Below are 18,123 nucleotides of genomic sequence, written 5' to 3'. Positions count from 1 at the left end.
TCTACAAAAAAGCCCCCGCCACACAGGCCAGCCCGGCGGCGAGGTAGAGCACCACGTAGTTCGGAACCCGCCGGGCGACCAGCAGGTAGGACACCACCCCCAGGGCCAGGCAGCCCGCGGACAGCAGGGGCGCGAAGCGGCCCCCCGCGTTGGCCCCGAAGGTGACGGCCAGCCAGGCCGCCAGTCCGCCCGCGCACGCCGCCGCCACCGCCCGCAGCTTCGCTCCCCGGGTGGGGAGATTGGCCCTCGCCACCGCCTCCACCAGCCTGTCCCCCAACGACAATCCCAGCAAGTACAACCGGGCCCGGAGCGTCAGGTGGACGAGGTTGTAGAGGACGAGGAAGAGCACCGCCGCCCACGCCGCCAGGATGGGCACCAGCGCCGCGCACACCGCCCCGGTGGCCGGTTTGAGTGACAGCCAGAAGAAGCCATCCCCCAGCGCCGCCAGCGGGCCCATGAGGGCCGCCTTGAAGGCCACCACCCGGTCCGGCGGCTCCTCGCCCCGGGCGATGCGCTGCTCGTGGTAGAGCACGCCGCCCACGATGGCCGCCGCCACGTACGGGTGGGTGTTGAAGAAGACGAGGTGCCGGCGCACCGCCTCCTCGAGGGCCTGCTTCTCCGGGTAGAGCCGCTCCAGCGCCGGGTAGATGGCGTAGGCCAGCCCCAGGTTCTGCATGCCCTGGGGGTTCCACGAGGCCTGCAGGAAGAGCGAGCGCAGGAAGACGCGCAGCAGCACTCCGCGGGTGAGGGGCGGGCTGACGGCGCTCACGGGCCCCCCCGGAGCAGGACGAGGAGCACGGCCAGGGTGACGAGGCCGGCGCCCAGGCCCGCGAAGAGGGGCGCCCGCCGGGCATGGCTGCCCCGCGCGGCGATGGAGGCCGCCACCGAGGCCATGGCCGGGTAGGCCCACGCCAGGCCCCGCAGCAGCGGCAGCGGCAGCCGCTCCAGCAAGGGCCCGAGGAAGAAGCCCGCCAGCGCGCACGCGGCGGTAATGGCCCCGAAGAGGGCGAAGTGCGGCCACATGCCCCAGAGGTTCTGCTGCATGGCCCGGGTGAGCTGGCCGGCCTCGGCCGAGGCCATGGCCTTGCGCGCCAGGCGCGACGAGTAGCGCTCCAACACCCGGTCCACCAAGAGGCCCACCCGCGCCAGCCCGATGAAGAGGAGGATGGCGATGGACCAGAGGGCCGGCGTGGAGCCCGCGCCGGTGGCGGCGGCCATGGTGGCCGCGGCGGCGGAGGTGCCGGTGGCCGACAGCGTGTCGTTGTCCGGCAGCGAGGCGCCCAGGTTGGCCGTGCCCAGGTGGAAGAGCTCCAGCAGCATGCCGATGAAGAGCCCCGAGGGCACGTCGTTGAGCAGCAGCCCCATGGCGGTGGCCGCCACCAGCGGGCGGGAGAACATGGCCTGCAGGAAGGCCTTGCGCTCCACCGCGACGAGGCCGCCCCAGACGCCGGCGAGCGCGACCTGGGTCCAGCCCACGCTCACGGCCTCATCCCGCCTTTCCCCACCGCTCTTTGAGGTCCGCCAGCTCCACCGGCTTCTCCGCCGGCACCGCCCGCGCCTCCACCTTCACGCCCTCCTCCGCCAGCCGCTGCAGCGCCTGCAGCTCCGACTCGGCGAGGAAGACGGAGGGCGACACCTGCCGCCGGCCCGTCCCAAAGTGCACGTTGCCCAGGTTGAGCTGCTCCACCTTCAGCCCGTGCGCCAGGGCGAAGGGCACCGCCGCCACGTCCCGCAGCAGCACCAGCGTCTTGATGGAGTCCTTGGAGATGCCGGCGAAGTCCACCTGCGCCAGCGGGAAGATCTGCACCTCGATGGCGCTCTGTACCGCCAGGGCCATGGCGGCGCGCACCAACGGGCTGCTGGCCGCCTCGTCGTCAGCGACGACGACGCGCGAGACCTTCAAATGCGGGAGCCAGGCCTCGACGACCTGTCCATGAATGAGGCGGTTGTCGACGCGGACCAGGGAGATCACAGCAGTCTCGAATCGCCCACCCTCGGGGGGCCGTCAAGTTCGCGGCACGGCCGGTTGCGCCTGACGCTGCTGGGCCTCGCGCAACAGGGCTGAAGCACAGGTGATGTTGCGCTGTCCGTAGGACGCCAGCTGGCTGGCCATCTCCGCCAGCGGCAGGTCCTCGGAGCGCAGGGAGTTGGCCTTGAGGAGCATGGGGAGGTTCACGCCCGCGAGCACCTCCAGCTTGCCCGACTGGCAGCGCTCCGAGCACATCATCAGCGACTCCTTGCACGGAGTGCCGCCGAAAAGGTCGGCCATGACGATGACGCCATCGCCCTGGTCCAACTCGGCCACCGCCTGCCGCATCTTCGCCCGGAGATCCTCGACGGAGGTTCCAGGCTCGATGTTGCAGGTCGCCACCGCGGGCAGCTTGCCCACGATCTGCTCAGCGGTCGCTACCAGCTCGTCCGCCAGACGTCCGTGCGATGCCACTACGAGGCCGACCATGATCACCTCTCACCAGCCCCCCCAGGGCTGGACCTGACTACGCCTGAATGGTGCGATGCGCAACCCCCACCGAAAGTTTCCGTTGGCACCCAAGCCACCACCCCACTCCCGCCCACCTTCCCTTCCTGAAGGAAGGTAAGTCAGCTTCCGGTCCCCCGCCCGCAATTTCACCGTCTTTCGGACGAGCCCCTGTCGGCTGCCAGACGAGGAGGCAGGGACGCCCCCCCTCTAGAGGGAGATGCGTGGGAGGGCGTGTGAGCGCGCAGGGGGGCAACGCTCACCCGGCCCTCACCTGGCGGGAGAGGGAGGAGTCAGCCGGCGGGGAACCACCAGCTCAGCTTGAGGGCAAAGGTGTGCCCACCGGGTGAAGTGAGCGCATCACCGAGGAACCGGGGAGACAGCGGGTCGGTCCGGGCCGAGGGGGTGGAGCGGTCCTGCTGCCACACGAGGAAGAGCGTGCTGCCGAGCCGCCACTCCCAGCGCAGCACCACGTTGCTGCGGAAGGAGCGCAGGTTGAAGTCGGGGTCGTCCAGGCGGAGCGAGGCGTCGCCGTCCACCAGCTCCACGCCCCCGTCGGCCGAGCGCGAGAAGGAGCCGTAGCGGCGCAGGGTGCCCCCGGCCCGCTCCAGCTCGCCGAAGCCGCTGAAGGAGCCACTGGAGGCGAAGGGCTCGGCGTAGGCCTCGATGCTCAGGTCCGGGGAGAGGAAGAGGTTGGCGCGCAGCCGCAGCGCCACCTCGCGGCGCTGCACGGAGCCGAAGACGTAGCGCTTGCCGAACGTCCCGGGGCCGCCTCCCTCCAGCGTGTCCACGTACTGCATGCCGTCGGTGTAGAGGAAGACGGCGGGCTCGAGGCCCAGGCGCAGGCGCCGGTGGGGCTGCAGGGTGAGCCCGGCCGACACGAAGCCGCCGTGGCTGCCCTGCTCGAAGGACCAGAGCGCGCCGGTCACGTTCCAACGCGTGGTGTCATTGAAGCTGTTCTCGAGGGAGATCTCCCCGTCCACGCCCTGCGCCGTCCGCATGAGCGGCCCGCCCCGGGTGAGCGAGTCCGACAAGGCCCGCGGCAGGTACGTCACCCGGAACTCGCCCGCCCAGAAGTTGGGGAAGGTGGCCGCGCCGGTCAGCACCAGCTCGCTGGACTGGCGCGTGAGGCCATAGTTCCAGTTGGAGGCGGCGGCCAGGCCCAGCTGCCAGTTGCGCAGCAGGCGGCCCGGGTTCGTCTCGCGGTACGTCAGGCCCAGGCGGGCGTCGAGGTCGTCCGCGGTGTTGAGCCGGCCCACGTCATTGAGCTCGAAGCCCGGGGAGAGCGCGTTGGCGCTGGCGTTCCACAGCCAGTGCTCACCGCTCACCCGCTCCACCTTGGCGCCGAGCGTGTAGCCGGACAGCGCGGTGGCCTCGGGGTCCACGCGCACGTAGGACTGGTCCGGCCGCTGGAAGAAGCGGGCGCTGGACTCCTGGAGCCGGGTGATGGCGGCGGCGTCTCCGCGCACCAGGCTGCCGCCCGCGTAGCCGGAGACGAAGTACTCGCTGCCCACGCGCAGCCGGAAGTCCGCGCCTCCCGAGTACGCCTCGCGGGTCAGCAGCCACGTGAGGCCCTGCCCCCGGCCGATGTGCCGGTACATCGTGGTGGCGGTGGCCCCCACCACCGAGCCGCCGGGGCCCAGCTCCTGCTGCGCGCGCAGCACGCCGAAGCCGGTGCGCGAGTCCAGCTTCACCCGGTCCTGCACCCCGGAGGAGAAGTCATAGGTGTCCGCGAAGGCGTCGCCGGTGAAGGCCCCCAGGGCGCCCAGCGACAGGCCCGAGGACAGCCGCCCGGTGAGCTTCGCCGCGCCCCAGATGGTGCTGGCGCGGGGGGACTCGACGAAGTCCGCGGACGCGGAGAGCCGCGGCGAGCCTCCCACGCGGCGCGAGTAGAAGTAGGCGGGCCCGTAGCCGCTGCTGTTGTTGAGGAGCTGGCTGCCCTCGGTGAAGAAGGGGCGGCGCTCCTGGAGGAAGATCTCGAAGGCGGTGAGGTTCACCTGGGCCGGGTCCGCGTCCACCTGCCCGAAGTCCGGGTTCACCGTGGCGTCCAGGGTGAGGTTGGGCCCGAGGCCAATCTTCGCGTCCAGGCCCGCGCGGCCCGAGTACGGGGCGCGGCTCTCGAAGGGCGTGCCGACGCGCGGGTTGGCCCCCGAGAAGGCCTGGAGGTCCCCGGCGAGGTAGGGCACCACCTCGATGCGGCGCGAGGGCGCCACGCCGCGGATGCCGGTGAGCTCGCCGAAGTGGGAGGACCAGCCGGTGACGTCGCGCGGCACCACCACCCAGAAGGTGTCCTCGTTGCGGCGGGGCATGTAGCGGTTGATGTTGAGGCCCCACACCTGCTGCTCGGCGGCGTTGAAGCGCAGCTGCGAGAAGGGGATGCGCAGCTCTGCCACCCAGCCCTCGGACGTCTGCGTGGTGCGGGCCTCCCAGACGGGGCTGTAGGAGGAGTCGCGGACGTACTCGTGGTCCTGCGGGTGGTACCAGTCCACGCGCACCCCGGCGGCGGTGACGGCGAAGCTGTAGGCGGTGCGCCGGTCCCGGTACGTGTCCAGCGAGATGATGAGGCGCTCGGCCGAGCCGCTCTCGTCGCGCCGGGTCATCACCGTCTCGATGTCCTCGGGCTTGTCGCTGGCCATGCGCGCGCCCACGTAGAGGGCCTCGGCGTCGTAGACGAAGGCCACCTCGGTGCGCAGCGTGGACGGCTTGCCCTGCTCGGGCTCCTTCTGCGTGAAGTCGCTGGTGAAGGGGATGCGGCGCCAGATTTCGTCATCCAGCACGCCATCCACGCGCGGGCCCTGCTCCACGCGCACGGCTTCCAGGCGCCGCCCTTCCCCGGCCGTGGAGGGCTGGGCGTGGGCGGAGAGGCTTCCGAGAAGCAGGACGCTGAGTGCGGCGAGCACGAGGACGGAGCGCGACATGGCGGGGCGAAGAACCATACCCGCACTCCGGATGCGAGTCCGAACGAGATCGCCTGCCTGGGGAGCGCCCCTCGCCGGTTCGCGGGGCGAGCCGCCTCGGAACCCCCCGGAATAAAAGGGAGAGGAGCGCGCCTACTCCTTCTCGACGTCGCGGTCCCACAGCTGCACGCGCGGGTGGTCCCCCACGAGGCGCTTGCGCAGCTCCTCGGCGATGGCCACCGAGCGGTGCTTGCCCCCCGTGCACCCCAGCGCCACCGTGAGGTACGCCTTGCCCTCCTTCTGGTAGCGCGGGAAGAGGAAGCGGCAGAGGTCCACCACCTTCTCCACGAACTGCTGCGTCTCCTCGCGGTCCAGCACGTACGAGGCCACCCGGGGGTCCTTCCCCGTGAGCCCCTTGAGCTCCGGGACGAAGTACGGGTTGGGCAGGAAGCGCACGTCGAACACCAGGTCCGCCTGCGGCGGCACCCCGTGCCGGAAGCCGAAGGACATGACAGACAGCGACGGCCCGCTCGCCGGCTCCGGGTTGAAGCGCGCCTGCACCATGCGCTTCAGGTCGTGCACGTTGAGCACCGACGAGTCGATGACCTGATCGGCCAGCTCGCGCAGATCCTTGAGGGCCTCGCGCTCGGCTTGAATCCCCTCGGACACGCTGCCCGTGGGCGCCAGCGGGTGGCGGCGGCGCGTCTCGCTGAAGCGGCGGATGAGGCTCTCGTCACTGGCGTCCAGGAAGAGCACCTCCACGTGGTGCCCCGCCCGGCGCACCTCGTCGAGCACCCGCGGCGCCTCGTGCAGGAAGATGCCCTCGCGCGCGTCCACCACCAGCGCGAGGTGCTCGAACTGCCCGCCTCCGGCCAGCTCCGTCAGCTTGGGCAGGAGCAACACCGGCAGGTTGTCGATGCAGAAGAAGCCGACATCCTCCAGCGCGCGGATGGCGGTGGACTTGCCCGAGCCAGACATGCCCGAGATGATGACGACGTGCTTGGCCGGGGCCGTGTTCACTCGACTTCCTCACCCATGGAGCGGCGCATCGCCCCTTCGGCGATGGCGCGGTTGAGCCGCTCGGCGAACTCCCTCGCCGAGTGGTGACCCTGCTGCTTGAGCAACTGGTTGCGCGCGGCCACCTCGATGATGGTGGTCATGTTGCGGCCGGGGCGCACCGGCACCACCGACAAAGGGATGTCCACGCCCACGATGTTCATGAACCGGTCCTCCACGCCCAGCCGGTCGTACTCCTGCTGCGGATCCCACTCGTGCAGTTCGATGACGAGCTCGATCTTCTTGCGCTCGCGCACCGAGGCCACGCCGAACAGGTCCTTGATGTTGATGATGCCCAGGCCGCGGATCTCCATGTGGTGGCGGATGACGGGGTTGCCCGCGCCGTACACCACGCCGGGCCGCCGCCGCGTCACGTCCACGATGTCGTCCGCCACCAGCCGGTGGCCCCGCATCACCAGGTCCAGGGCGATCTCACTCTTGCCGATGCCACTCTTGCCCAGCAGCAGGATGCCCACGCCGAACACGTCCATCAACACGCCGTGCAGGCTGCTGGCCTCGGTGAGGGCCTCCTCCAGGAAGGCCTGCACCTGCTGGATGAACTGGCTGGAGAGCAGCGGGGTGCGCATCAGCGTCAGCCCGGCCTTCTCGCACGCCTCCAGCAGGGCCGGGGGCGGGGCGATGTCCTTCGTCACCACCACGCAGGCCAGCTCCTCCTGGAAGAGCGAGTCCAGCACCTCGCGCTGCCGCTCCTCGGGGAGCGTGCGCAGGTAGGACACCTCGGTGTTGCCGAACACCTGTACCCGGTGAGGGTGGAGGTGCTCGGTGAAGCCCGTGAGCGCCAGCCCCGGCTTCTGGATGCGCGAGGAGTTGATACGGCGTTGCACCCCGCGCTCGCCCGCTACCAGGGTGAGCCGGAGATCGTACTCGCGATCCTCGAGGAGTTGTGAGACCCGGATTGAGTTCATCGGCAAGGGTGGAATATCACCCCCGCCGGACTTTTTGCGTGGTGATCCCTCATGTCCGCCTCCCCTCCCTCCCCCGAAACGCCCGCCGAGCGGCTCCTCGCCCGGGCCGTCCTCGTCCTGCTCCTCGGGGTGGGAGCCACACTCCGAGTGTGGTTGGCGCTCACGGATGACGGCGTGGCGTGGCCGGATGAGATCTACCAGAGCCTGGAGCCGGCCCACCGGCTCGTCTTCGGCTACGGGATGCAGGCGTGGGAGTTCCTCGAGGGGGCCCGGAACTGGACCCTGCCCGGGCTGGTGGCCGCCCTGTTCAAGCTGTCGGCGCTGGTGGGCCTGGAGGAGCCGCGGGGGTACCTGGGCCTGACGAGGGCCTTCTTCGGGCTGGTGGGAGCCGCCACGGCCTGGGGGAGTTGGAGGCTGGCCCGGGCATACGGGGCCTCGCCGCTGGCGGCCAGCGCGGGGGCCTCGCTCTTCGCGGTGGCGGCCGTGCCGCTCTACTTCGCCCCCCGGGCCATGAGCGAGAACGCCTCCGCGCTGCCGGTGGTGCTAGGACTGGGACTGGCGCTCGCACCGGGGGCCTCGCGCCGGGCGGGGATGGTGGGGGCCTCGCTGCTGGGGCTCGCCGTGCTGCTGCGCCTGCAGAATGGCGTCTTCTGCGTGGGCCTGCTGGCGGTGCTGGCGGCACGGCGCGACTGGCGGGCCGTCCGCGACGCGCTGGCCGTGCTCGCCGGGTGGGCCTTCCTCTTCGGACTGCTCGACAAGCTCACCTGGGGCCGCTGGTTCCACTCGGCCCTGGTGTACCTGGACTTCAACGTCGTGAAGAACGGGGCCGCCACCTTCGGCGTCGAGCCCTTCAGCTTCTACAACCGCGTCCTGTTCCGGGCCATGGGCGGCGTCACGCTGGTGACGGTGGGGCTGGCGCTGCTCGCGGCGCGGAGGGCCCCGGGCCTGCTCGGAGTGGCCGCCGCCTTCTACCTGCTCCACGCGCTGCAGCCCCACAAGGAGCTGCGCTTCCTGCTGCCCGTGCTGCCCCTGTTCGCCGCGCTCGCCGGCGTGGGGTTGGACGCGGTGCTGCGCCGCCTGCCGCCCTCCCCCGTCCGGATCGCCCTGCCGCTGGCGGTGGTGGCGGTGGCGAGCCTCTCCGGCCTCCGCATGGGAGGGCTCACCTTCCGGGACCTCGGGCAGTACCCGGGGCCCAAGTCCCTGCAGAACGCCTGGGATGACTTCGGCCCCGTCAACCGCCTGCTCATCACCGCCGGCAAGCTCCCGGACGTGTGCGGCCTGAAGGTGGAGCGGCTCCACCTGGCCTGGACGGGCGGCTACAGCTACTTCCACCGCGACGTGCCCCTCTACGCGGACCATGGCCCGGGGCACGAGTCCCGCCTCTACAGCCACGTGCTCACCGTGGGCACCATGCCCGATGGCGAGGTGGTGGCCTCCGAGGGCCCCTTCGTGCTGATGCGCCTGCCGCACGGCCGCTGCACGCCGGATCCGGCCTGGTCCTCGCGCCTTCCGTGAGCCAACGTTTTCCCACCGGGAGCATTTCCCACCGGGCACGCCGCTGCTAAGCCGGGCCGCCTATGTCCGACTGCATCTTCTGCAAGATTCGCGACGGTCACATTCCCGCGAGGCTCGTCCACCGGGATGACCACTGCCTGGCCATCGAGGACATCAACCCCCAGGCCCCCACGCACCTGCTCGTCATCCCGCTCGAGCACATCCCCACGATGAATGATGTCACCGTGGAGCATCGCGAGCTGGTGGGCCACCTGCACCTCACCGCCGCGAAGCTGGCGCGCCAGCGGGGCCTCGCCGACAGCGGCTACCGGCTCGTCCTCAATACGCGCCGCGACGCCGGCCAGACGGTGTTCCACATCCACCTGCACCTGCTCGGTGGACGCCCCATGGAGTGGCCTCCGGGGTAGTGGCGCCGGGCTCGGGTGTCACCGCGGGACTCACATGTCCGGCTCGCACGTCCAGGGGTATTTCTCGGAGTAGCGGTGACACTTGTAATGAGAGCCGCAGGCGTTAGGGACGGCCGGGTCACAGGATTTCCTGCATGCCCCGATGCTGCAGACGAAGCCCTCGGGACAAGACGCGGGGTTCGCCTCGTCACAGGAGAGGATGCACGTCCCCCAGGCTTCGTGCGGGTGGCTGAAGGTGTTCCACATGGAGCACTTCTGCTCCTCGGGACAAGGCGTCTCCTGGCAGTTGTGGCCATGCACCTGCGCACACACCGACACGCCCTTCTCCATGTTGGGCTGGATGCAGACCTGTCCTTCGGGACACGATCGGCCCTCACACGTGGGCAGGCAGGAAGGACCATCGAGGCCCTCGCGGCAGAAGAAACCCTCGGGGCAACTCCCGGGCGCTTCCACCCGGCACGGCCGACCGCACCGGCGCTCCTGGCACAGCAGGCCCCGTTCACAGGCCGCTTCACGCAGGGACGACATGTCCGAGCAGGGCTCGCCCTCCTTGCGCACCCCCACCAGTGTGCACTGGCGGAGCCGGGGCCCCCCCTTCACCGTCTCCAACGTGCGGCACACCATGTCCTCCGCACATTGCTGGTCCGTCATGCACCGGCTGTCGGTGCAGTACCTCCATTTCGAGCGCGCATTGAAAAAACAGGCCAGCGGTGGGTCGCAATCCTTGCGGCCCGAGCAGGGGCGCTCATAGGACATCAGGCTCTGGCGCTCTCCGGGCGAGAGCATGGGAACGAGCGTCGCCGCAGGAACCGGCCGCAGACCTCCCAGCATGGCCGTATGGAGGGCCCAGGCCAGCGGTAGGAGCAGGAGAAGGCCCAGCAGTGAGGCCATGAGGGGGCGCCAACGCATCACGGGTTGGTCCTGGACTGACACTCATGAGGGCACCCTTTGCTCTCCCACAACTCAGGGGGAACTTCACATTTCTCCAACCACTCCTCCTCGCTCAAGGGGCAGTCGTGCCGGTGCATCTCCTCCGCGAGGTCCTTCGCCATCGCCCGATCGATGGTGCCGCCCTTCCCGCCAGGTCTCCGGGCACGCCGTCCCCACAGCCATCACCACCGTGAACGCGAACACCCGTCGCCAGCGCATGTGTCCTTCTCCTCGAAGAGGCAACACCCTGGTGTGTCCCGGCATCATATACCCCGCCCATCCCCACCTCACGACGAGGAAGCTCCGGCGCCAGGACTCCGTGGCCCGGTCTGCTCACAGGTCCGGCTCGCACGTCCAGGGCTCTTTCTCGGAGTAGCGGTGACACTTGTAATGGGGTCCGCAGGCATCGGGAACGGCCGGGTCACAGGACTTCCTGCAGTAACTCATCTGGCAGACGAAGCCCTCGGGGCAGGAAGCCGTGTCCTCCTCAACACACGGGATGAGACACGTGCCCCAGGCTTCGCGCGGGTGGTCGAAGGAGCTCTGGACGAAACACTCCTGACCTTCAGGACAGGGCGTCCGCTGGCAGCTCTGCCCATGCACCTGCGCACACACCGATACGCCCTCATCGAATCGGACGCAGTCCTGCCCCTCGGGACACGCGCGGCCCTCACACGTGGGTAGACAAGAAGGACCATCGAGGCCATCGCGACAGAAGAAGCCCACCGGACAGCTCCCGGGCTCTTCCACCCGGCACGGCCGTCCGCAGTGGTCCGCCTGACACAAGAGCCCCCGTTCACATGCCGCTTCGCGCGAAGTCATCATGTCCGCGCAGGGCTCGCCCTCCTTGCGCACCCCCACCAGCGTGCACTGACGAAGTCGGGGTCCGCCCTTCACCGTCTCCACCGTGCGGCACACCATGTCCTCCGTGCAATGCTGGTCCGTCATGCACCGGCTATCGGTGCAGTACATCCACATCGAGCGTGGGTTGAAGAAGCAGGCGAGCGGTGGCTCACAATCCTTGCGGCCCTTGCAGGGACGCTCGTAGCTCAGCAGGCTCTGGCGCTCTCCTGGAGAGAGCATCGGGACGGCCTTTGCTTCGGGTGCCGGACGCAATCCTCTCAGCATGGCCGTATGGAGGGCCCAGGCCAGCGGCAGAAGCAGGATGAGGCCCAGCAGCGGTGCCAGGAGCGCACGCCAACGCATCACGGCTCGGCCCTGAACTGACATGCATGGGGGCACCGTTGCTGCTCCCACTCAACGGGCTCTCGGCACTTGCGCACCCACTCCTCCTTGCTCAAGGGGCAGTCATGCTGGTGCAACTCCTCCTCGAGGTCCTTCGCCATCGCCCGGTCGATGGTGCCGCCTTCCCGCCAGGTCTCCGGGCACCCCGTCCCCACCGCCATCACCACCGTGAACGCGAACACCTGTCGCCAGCGCATGTGTCCTTCCCATGGAAGAGGCATCGGTCCCACGCGCTGGCAGCATAGCCTTTCGCTCCACCCCTAACGCGGAATCTCCGTCGCGGAGACCGCGGGCTCCACGTGCAGCTTGCGCTGCTCCCGCCGCAGGAAACGCTCGAGCCCCACGCGCGTCACCACCCCCACCTGCCCATCCCCCTGCACCGGCAGAGCGTCCACGAGCTGGATGTCCATGGCCGCGAGCGCCTCGCCCACCGTCGTATCCACTGACACCGCGGGCGCCTGGTCCGCCAGCGCCACCACCGTGGACCCGTCCCCCACCTGCCTCCAGCGCTCGCCCAGCGTGCTCGCCGTCACCACGCCCACCAACCGCCCGCCCTCGTCCTTCACCGGCAGGGCCGCCACCGGCGCCGTGAGCAGCCGCTCGCGCAACGCCGAGGCCGGCAGCTCCGGCCCCACCGGCTCCATCCACACCACCCACTCCCTCACCGGCGCGCGCCGCAGCGTGTGCGGATCCACTCCCGCCTTCCGCTCCACCAGCGTGTGGCACAGCGCCGAGGCCAATGTGCACGTCACCATCAGCGGCAGGATGATGGAGTAGTTGCCGCTCAGCTCGTACACCATCATCAACCCCGTGAGCGGCCCGCGCGTGAGCGCCGCCACCGCACCGCCCATGCCCACCATCGCGTAGGCCCCGCTCGGCGCGGTGATGCCCGGCATGGCCGCGTGCAGCACCTCCCCGAACGCGCCTCCCGCCAGCGCCCCCATCACCGTCATGGGGAAGAACGTCCCTCCCGAGCCTCCCGAGCCCAACGTCAACGCCGTGGCCACCAGCTTGAGCGCGAAGCCCGAGGCCAGCATCACCAGCGGCAGCGACCGCAGCGCCGCCTCGTTGATGGACTCGTGCCCCGTGCCCCACACCACCGGGTGCACCAGCGCCAGGCACCCCACCAGCAGTCCTCCCAGTCCCGCCCTCAGCGGCAGCGGCTGCCGTCCCAGCAAGGCACTCAGCCGTCCCCGCTTCCTCCCCTGGAAGAAGTCCTCCACCCCGTGCAGCAGCCGGATGAAGGCATACGCCAGCAGCCCCGTCACCAATCCCAACACCGCGTAGAAGACGATCTCCCAGCCACTCACCATGCTGTAGCCCACGCGCTGAATCATCGCCGCGTTGCCCATGACGCCCCGGCCCACCATGGTGGCCGTGACGCTGGCGAGGATGATGGGAGAGAAGACGCGCAGCTGGAACTCGCGCAGGATGATCTCCATCGCGAAGATGGCGCCAGCGATGGGCGCGTTGAAGGAGGCGGCAATGCCCGCGCCCGCGCCGCTCGCCAGGAGGATGGCCAGCTCGCGCCGGGTGAAGCCCAGCGTGCGCCCCACCGCCGATCCGAACGCCGCGCCTCCGAATACGATGGGCCCCTCGCGCCCCGCCGAGCCTCCCGTGCCGATGGTGATGGCGCTCGCCACCAGCTTCAGCACTCCATCCCTCCCGGACAGCCAGCCCTCGCGCTCCACCGCCCTCACCACCTCGGGCACGCCGTGGCCATGGGTCTCGGGCCGGTTGCGCAGCACGTGCCCCACCACCAGTCCGCCCACCATGGGCAGCAGTGGCACCAGCCAGGGCCGCAACTGCTGGATGCTCCGTCCCATGTCGTGCATGTGGCCCAGCACCGAGTTCACCGCCGCCAGCGCCACCAGCGGGTAGTAGAGCGACAGCGCCCCCAACACCAGCAACCCCAGCACCTGCAGCCGCCGCTTCACCTCGTCCCGGGGCCCCCCGGGCAGGATGAACCGCGCGAGCACCAGCGCGCCCATCCCCAGCGGCACGCCGGCGATGAGGTACTCGAAATGCCAGCGCGCCTCGGAGAAGGCCCGGGTCAGCGCCTCGTTCGTGCCGGACTCCGGCAGGAACGCGTTCAGCACCCGGGGGAAGCCCAGGGCCAGCCCGCTGACGAGCGCGATGAGGTTGGCGAACAGGCCCGCAGCCAGCCCGCTGTAGAGGCCCACCACCGCGCCCGCCACGGGCAACACCGAGGGCCCTGGCAAGCGGAGGCGGTTGGTGGCCGCCAACAGCTTCAACAGCTGGCGCTCCACCCCGCCGCGCACCGTCCTGCCCGATTGCGTAGAAGAGTCCATCTCCGCGACGCCCACCTTGGAGTCAACGCGCTCAGCGTCGCACGCCCCTCCACCCCCGACACCTGTTCCGGCATCCCGGTGTGGAGTCTCCGACTTCAGACAGAACGGGCAGGCGGGCGGGCCCTCCTCCCCGGTGTGCTCGCTCCCCGCTCCGTCCCTACCTTCGAGTCACAACAGGACACGCAGGTCCGTCAGGAGGGCGACGATGAAGCGCTGGATGGGATGGACGATCGTTCTGGGGCTGGGAGGGGCGCTCGCCACCGGTTGCGTCTCCCGTCAGGAGGAGAACGCGCAGCAGGCGAGCAAGCCCTACGAGCCCATCAACCAGAAGAACAAGAGCCCCTCGGCCTCGGAGGCGGAGAGCTCGGGCGGCACGGGTGGAGCGGGCGGCGCGGGAAGCACCGGCGAACGGGGCGTCGCCATGCCCGAGAACTGGAGGGATCACCCGGCCAGCATGGACCGCGAGGACCAGGGGCCCTACCTGTTCGGCGGGCCGCAGACCGTTCCCCGTGAGCGCCGGCCCGCCCCCTTCGGCGTGGGCGGTGGCCCGGACAACGCCCGGAAGCAGGCCGAGGAACAGCTCAAGACGGAATGAGGCGCTAACGCCCCTCGGCCGTCCACCGCGCACGCGGGGCGAACAGGCGCGCTCCCGAGGGCGCGCTCGCCATCTCCATGGGCACACCATAGAGGGCCTCGAGCCGCTCGCGCTGGAGCACCTCCGGCGCGGGCCCCCGGGCCAGCACGTGCCCGTCGCGCAGCAGCAACACGTGCGTGGCGAAGGCCGCCGCCAGGTTGACGTCGTGGAGCACCGCCACCGCGCCCAGGCCCGCGTCCACCCGCGCGCGCACCCGCTCCAACGCGCCCACCTGGTGCGCCACGTCCAGGAACGCCGTGGGCTCGTCCAGCAACAGCAGCCTCGGTTGCTGCACCAACCCGCGCGCCAGCAACAGCATCCGGCGCTCGCCTCCCGACATCGCCTCGCAGGAGCGCTCCGCCAGGTACGCCACCCCGAGCTCCTCCAACACCGCGCGCGCCACCGCCTCGTCGCTCGCCGAGGTGAGGCCCCACAGGCCCAGGTGCGGACTGCGGCCCATCAACACCAGCTCCAACCCGCTGAAGCCCTCGGCGGGCTCGAAGCTCTGCGGCACCCACGCCACGTTCCGGGCGAGCGCCCGCGCGTCCCACTCGCTCCGCTCGCGCTCCAACAGGCGGATGCGGCCCCGCGTCCACGGCATGGCCCCCAGCACGCTCTTCAGCAGCGTGCTCTTGCCGGTGCCATTGGGGCCGAGCACCACCCACAGCTCTCCGGCCCGCACCACGCAGTCCACGTCGCGCAGCACCGGAGCCGGCCCGTAACCGGCGCTCAGTCCCTGGATGTCGAGGAGCGTGTCCACGGCGCGTCGCGGGGGCCCCGCCTCAGGAGCCCTTCTTCCTTCTCTGGATTTCCCGCTGCAGCGCCCGCACCTTGCCGAGCAGCTCGGGGCTCTCGACGTCTCCCATGTCCATCACCTCGGACTCGAGGTCCTCGTAGCGGCTGCACAGCAGATCGAGGCTCTCGCACGCGTAGATGCGTGTGAGCGCCTTGTAGGCCGTGCGCGTGCGGACCCACTCCTTCTGCAGCATCGACTGGGTGCGCGAGGACGTGCGCTTGCGCTGGACCTGGCGCTTGCTCGCGGCGGAGGCCGTGGCGTTGGACGGAGCCGCGAGCGGGGCGAGCAGGGACTGATCCGCGGACAGCTCGCCCTCGGGAGAAGCCGTGTCGCCGGTGGGAGCCGCGCCAGGCGCGGCAGCAGGAGCAGCGCCCGGGACGGGAGCGGGCGCCACCGTGCCGGGGTTCTCCGTGTTCGCGGATGCCGTCTGCGCGGACTCGGCGGCGGTGGGGGGCTCACCAGCGGCGGGAGACTCCCCAGCGGCGGGAGCCGGAGCCTGGGCCGCCTTCTTGCCCTGGAGGATCGGACGCGCGGGCGGCGGCTCCGTTGGCGCCTCCTGGTGAGGCGCATCCAGGAAGACGGCGGCGCTCAGGCCACCGCCCACCAGCAGCAGGAGGACCACCACGGCGGCCCATCCCCACGGGAAGGGCCGTGCCGGCACGGACGTGAGGCGGGTGCTCTCCGGCCGGACCGGCGGCTCCGCTTCCTCCGCGTACCGGCTTTTCGGGGCCTCGCGCTCCTCGTGGCTCCGGACGGTGGCGGCCGACAGCCGCGGAGCGGAGGCCGTCGAGCGCGGGGACGCCACGGGAATGCCCGTCGACGTCACGCGGCGGCGGGGCCGCTTCGTCCTGCCTCCTTGAGACAGCTCCTCGTCCGAGTCGCGGGTCAGCGACTCATCGAGCACCACGCGCGGCTGCGTGTCCTGGCGATACACGTCCTGGAGGACCACGCGCGGCTGGGTGTCCTCGTGACCCGAGGGCACCTGCATGCGCGGATTCGTGTCCGCCAGGCCGATGTCCTCCTCGTTCCCGAGCGCCACTTCGCTCCCGGAGGCGGACACGCCCTCCTCGTCCTGCTGGGAGGACGCGTCCGGTTCCTGCCCGGAGACTTCCCACCCGGGCTGGGACTCCCACGCGCCCTCCCCCTGCTCGCCCGACTCGTAGGGCAAGGGAGGTGCCGGGCGGGAGTCCCGCGACGGCTCGATGGCGCTCAGGTCCTCGTCCGAGCGGAGCGGCTCGGACCACATGGGCGTGTCCTCGATGGGCACCGGCCCGAGAGGCTCCGGAGGCATCTGCTCCGCCATGGGCACGGCGTGCGGCGCGCCCGGTGCCGAGCCCGGCCCGGAGGACACCACCAGCTCGCGCGTCGGGGCCATGGAGCCGGAGACCGGCAGGGCCGGAGTGAGCGGAACACGCGGCGCGGACGGCATCGCCGCCGGCTGCGGGGCGGGACGGGAAGACGCGCCCGCGGCCCGGAGCGCACCCGAGCCCGGCTCCGGGGACAGTGCCGGAGAGGCCGCGGGAGCACGGGAAGGAACCGGAGCGGGCGCGGGACTCCGGGGCGCGACCGGGGCCGTGAGTCCCGAGATGTCCACCGTGGGCGAGCCTCCCGGTGGTGACAGCCGCTCCTTGCGCGACTCCTCGATGGCCTCCACGGCGACGGCGGGCCGGGTGGGCTCGTCCAGGGACGAGGAGGGCACGGCCGGGCGCGTCTCGCCGTCATCGCGCACGGGAGCCCCCTCGCGCGTGCGCGGCGTGGGCCGGAAGGAGAGCGGCTCGAAGGAGCCCTCCGGCGCGCCCCCGGACTCCGGCTCGGGCGGACGCGCCGCTTCCCGGAGGCTCGCCAGCAACCGCCGCTCCCCCTGGTACTCCGGGCCGAACAGCTCGTGCATGTACCGGCTGACGCGCTCCGGGCCCGAGGAGGGATCCAACTCCAGCAGGCACGCGTTCAGCTTGCCGCGCAGCTCCTCCGCCGTCTGGAAGCGCTGCGCGGGGTCCACCGCCAGCGCCTTCATCACCAGCTGCGTCACCGCGGGCGGCGCGGACGGCACCACCTCGCCCAGCGGCTGCACGGTGGGCTGGGCCACCGCCGACATCAGCTCGCCCGGGGGCAGCAGATCGAAGGGGTTCCTCCCGGAGATGAGCTCGTACAGACACAGGCCCACCGCGTACAGGTCGCTGCGGCGATCCACCGGCTGGTGCCGCGCCTGCTCCGGCGACATGTAGAGGAACTTGCCGAGGATGATGCTCGGGTTCGTCTTCGCCGCGCTCAGCCGGCTCTTGGCCAGGCCGAAGTCGATGACCTTCACCTCCCCCTCGTAGGAGATGAGGATGTTCTGCGGCGAGATGTCCCGGTGCACGAGGTTCAGCTCGCCCTCGTCATCGCCCTTCTTGCGGTGCGCGTAGGCGAGCGCGTCCAGCACCCGGCCCATCACGAACAGCACGAAGGTGAGCGGCAGCGGCTTCTGCCTGTCCCGCGCCCGCGCCGCCACCTTGCGCAGGTCCTTGCCGTCCACGTACTCGAGGGCCATGTACGCATCGCCCTCGTGCAGCCCCATGTCCAGCACCTGCGCGATGGAGCCGTGCGACAGCTTCACCAGCGTGCGCGCCTCGCCCACGAAGCGCTCGACGAACTCCGGATCCGCCGCCAGCTGCGGCAATATCTTCTTGATGACGCACAGCTTCTCGAAGCCCTGCGCGCCCTCCAGCCGTGCGAGGAAGATTTCGCCCATGCCGCCGGTGGCGAGCTGGGACAGCAGCGTGTAGCGGCCGAACGGCACGGGCCGGAACGGACGCAGTCGAGCGGTCGAGGACGACGGATTCATGCCGGACGCTGGGCGCTCATGCTCGCGAGGGGGGCGCCCATGCTCGCATTGTTCCGGGGCCGAGTGCGAGCCTCCGCCCCACCTTTTTCAGCACAGCATCCCACC

Annotated in this window: 15 protein-coding genes; 3 read left to right on the top strand and 12 right to left on the bottom strand. The window is 70.8% G+C overall.

The genetic code is table 11. From position 1 onward, the window contains the following. Nucleotide 1 precedes the first annotated feature (1 nt). The 7 genes from AC16DP_RS33080 to hprK all read right to left on the bottom strand — a co-directional run bounded on the left by AC16DP_RS33080 (nt 2) and on the right by hprK (nt 7,355). The gene (locus AC16DP_RS33080) at nt 2–769 is read right to left on the bottom strand and encodes a PTS system mannose/fructose/sorbose family transporter subunit IID (protein WP_329734328.1); all 768 of its coding nucleotides are present in this window, start codon (nt 767–769) and stop codon (nt 2–4) included. Continuing rightward, nucleotides 766–1,482, bottom strand: coding sequence for a PTS sugar transporter subunit IIC (locus tag AC16DP_RS33075; protein ID WP_329734329.1), 717 nt, complete (start codon nt 1,480–1,482; stop codon nt 766–768). The genes AC16DP_RS33080 and AC16DP_RS33075 overlap by 4 nt, the downstream gene beginning before the upstream one ends. Before the next feature lie 4 nt (nt 1,483–1,486). Next, nucleotides 1,487–1,972, bottom strand: a complete 486-nt coding sequence (locus tag AC16DP_RS33070; RefSeq protein ID WP_329734330.1) for a PTS sugar transporter subunit IIB — start codon at nt 1,970–1,972, stop codon at nt 1,487–1,489. 33 nt (nt 1,973–2,005) lie between these two features. Next, a complete protein-coding gene (locus AC16DP_RS33065; protein ID WP_329734331.1) occupies nt 2,006–2,458 on the bottom strand; it encodes a PTS sugar transporter subunit IIA in 453 nt (150 codons plus the stop codon). A 311-nt stretch (nt 2,459–2,769) separates the two neighbouring features. Next, nucleotides 2,770–5,412 (bottom strand): DUF5916 domain-containing protein, encoded by a 2,643-nt coding sequence (locus AC16DP_RS33060; protein WP_329734332.1) that lies wholly within the window; start codon nt 5,410–5,412, stop codon nt 2,770–2,772. A gap of 114 nt (nt 5,413–5,526) precedes the next feature. Further along, entirely contained in the window at nt 5,527–6,393 is an 867-nt protein-coding gene (gene rapZ / locus AC16DP_RS33055) for an RNase adapter RapZ (protein WP_329734333.1), read from the bottom strand. Continuing rightward, nucleotides 6,390–7,355, bottom strand: coding sequence for an HPr(Ser) kinase/phosphatase (gene hprK, locus AC16DP_RS33050; RefSeq protein WP_329734334.1), 966 nt, complete (start codon nt 7,353–7,355; stop codon nt 6,390–6,392). Before hprK ends, rapZ begins: the two co-directional genes overlap by 4 nt. Nucleotides 7,356–7,406: 51 nt before the next feature. On the opposite strand from hprK, the gene AC16DP_RS33045 reads away from it, so the two are divergent. Both AC16DP_RS33045 and AC16DP_RS33040 read left to right on the top strand, forming a co-directional pair. Beyond that, on the top strand, nt 7,407–8,870 hold the full coding sequence (locus AC16DP_RS33045) for a glycosyltransferase family protein (RefSeq protein WP_329734335.1): 1,464 nt from the start codon (nt 7,407–7,409) through the stop codon (nt 8,868–8,870). 62 nt (nt 8,871–8,932) lie between these two features. Beyond that, nucleotides 8,933–9,277: a histidine triad nucleotide-binding protein gene (locus AC16DP_RS33040; protein ID WP_329734336.1), complete on the top strand. Its 345-nt coding sequence runs from the start codon at nt 8,933–8,935 to the stop codon at nt 9,275–9,277. 30 nt (nt 9,278–9,307) lie between these two features. On the opposite strand, the gene AC16DP_RS33035 is transcribed toward AC16DP_RS33040, so the two are convergent. From AC16DP_RS33035 to AC16DP_RS33025, 3 genes are all read right to left on the bottom strand, one after another. Then, nucleotides 9,308–10,186, bottom strand: a complete 879-nt coding sequence (locus AC16DP_RS33035) for a hypothetical protein (RefSeq protein ID WP_329734337.1) — start codon at nt 10,184–10,186, stop codon at nt 9,308–9,310. A gap of 1,226 nt (nt 10,187–11,412) precedes the next feature. Further along, nucleotides 11,413–11,649, bottom strand: a complete 237-nt coding sequence (locus tag AC16DP_RS33030) for a hypothetical protein (RefSeq protein ID WP_329734338.1) — start codon at nt 11,647–11,649, stop codon at nt 11,413–11,415. A 63-nt stretch (nt 11,650–11,712) separates the two neighbouring features. After that, a complete protein-coding gene (locus AC16DP_RS33025) occupies nt 11,713–13,764 on the bottom strand; it encodes a chloride channel protein (protein WP_329734339.1) in 2,052 nt (683 codons plus the stop codon). 205 nt (nt 13,765–13,969) lie between these two features. On the opposite strand from AC16DP_RS33025, the gene AC16DP_RS33020 reads away from it, so the two are divergent. Then, nucleotides 13,970–14,359 carry a hypothetical protein gene (locus AC16DP_RS33020; RefSeq protein ID WP_329734340.1) on the top strand — a complete coding sequence of 130 codons (390 nt, stop codon included), beginning with the start codon at nt 13,970–13,972 and terminating at the stop codon, nt 14,357–14,359. 4 nt (nt 14,360–14,363) lie between these two features. On the opposite strand, the gene AC16DP_RS33015 is transcribed toward AC16DP_RS33020, so the two are convergent. Both AC16DP_RS33015 and AC16DP_RS33010 read right to left on the bottom strand, forming a co-directional pair. Then, nucleotides 14,364–15,158: an ABC transporter ATP-binding protein gene (locus tag AC16DP_RS33015; protein WP_329734341.1), complete on the bottom strand. Its 795-nt coding sequence runs from the start codon at nt 15,156–15,158 to the stop codon at nt 14,364–14,366. A 22-nt stretch (nt 15,159–15,180) separates the two neighbouring features. Continuing rightward, nucleotides 15,181–18,018, bottom strand: a complete 2,838-nt coding sequence (locus AC16DP_RS33010; protein WP_329734342.1) for a protein kinase domain-containing protein — start codon at nt 18,016–18,018, stop codon at nt 15,181–15,183. Nucleotides 18,019–18,123: the final 105 nt, after the last annotated feature.

The sequence above is a fragment of the Archangium sp. genome, assembly GCF_057119385.1.
The sequence above is the reverse complement of the archived record's forward strand: the minus strand, read 5'-3'. Positions and strand labels throughout refer to the sequence as shown.

What these genes read in the sequence shown, in the direction of transcription:
- hprK (WP_329734334.1), bottom strand. Translation starts at nt 7,355, where the DNA reads ATGAACTCAATCCGGGTCTCACAACTCCTCGAGGATCGCGAGTACGAT.
- AC16DP_RS33030 (WP_329734338.1), bottom strand. Translation starts at nt 11,649, where the DNA reads ATGCGCTGGCGACAGGTGTTCGCGTTCACGGTGGTGATGGCGGTGGGG.
- AC16DP_RS33060 (WP_329734332.1), bottom strand. Translation starts at nt 5,412, where the DNA reads ATGGTTCTTCGCCCCGCCATGTCGCGCTCCGTCCTCGTGCTCGCCGCA.
- AC16DP_RS33045 (WP_329734335.1), top strand. Translation starts at nt 7,407, where the DNA reads ATGTCCGCCTCCCCTCCCTCCCCCGAAACGCCCGCCGAGCGGCTCCTC.
- AC16DP_RS33065 (WP_329734331.1), bottom strand. Translation starts at nt 2,458, where the DNA reads ATGGTCGGCCTCGTAGTGGCATCGCACGGACGTCTGGCGGACGAGCTG.
- AC16DP_RS33025 (WP_329734339.1), bottom strand. Translation starts at nt 13,764, where the DNA reads ATGGACTCTTCTACGCAATCGGGCAGGACGGTGCGCGGCGGGGTGGAG.
- AC16DP_RS33035 (WP_329734337.1), bottom strand. Translation starts at nt 10,186, where the DNA reads ATGCGTTGGCGCCCCCTCATGGCCTCACTGCTGGGCCTTCTCCTGCTC.
- AC16DP_RS33010 (WP_329734342.1), bottom strand. Translation starts at nt 18,018, where the DNA reads ATGAATCCGTCGTCCTCGACCGCTCGACTGCGTCCGTTCCGGCCCGTG.
- AC16DP_RS33040 (WP_329734336.1), top strand. Translation starts at nt 8,933, where the DNA reads ATGTCCGACTGCATCTTCTGCAAGATTCGCGACGGTCACATTCCCGCG.
- AC16DP_RS33020 (WP_329734340.1), top strand. Translation starts at nt 13,970, where the DNA reads ATGAAGCGCTGGATGGGATGGACGATCGTTCTGGGGCTGGGAGGGGCG.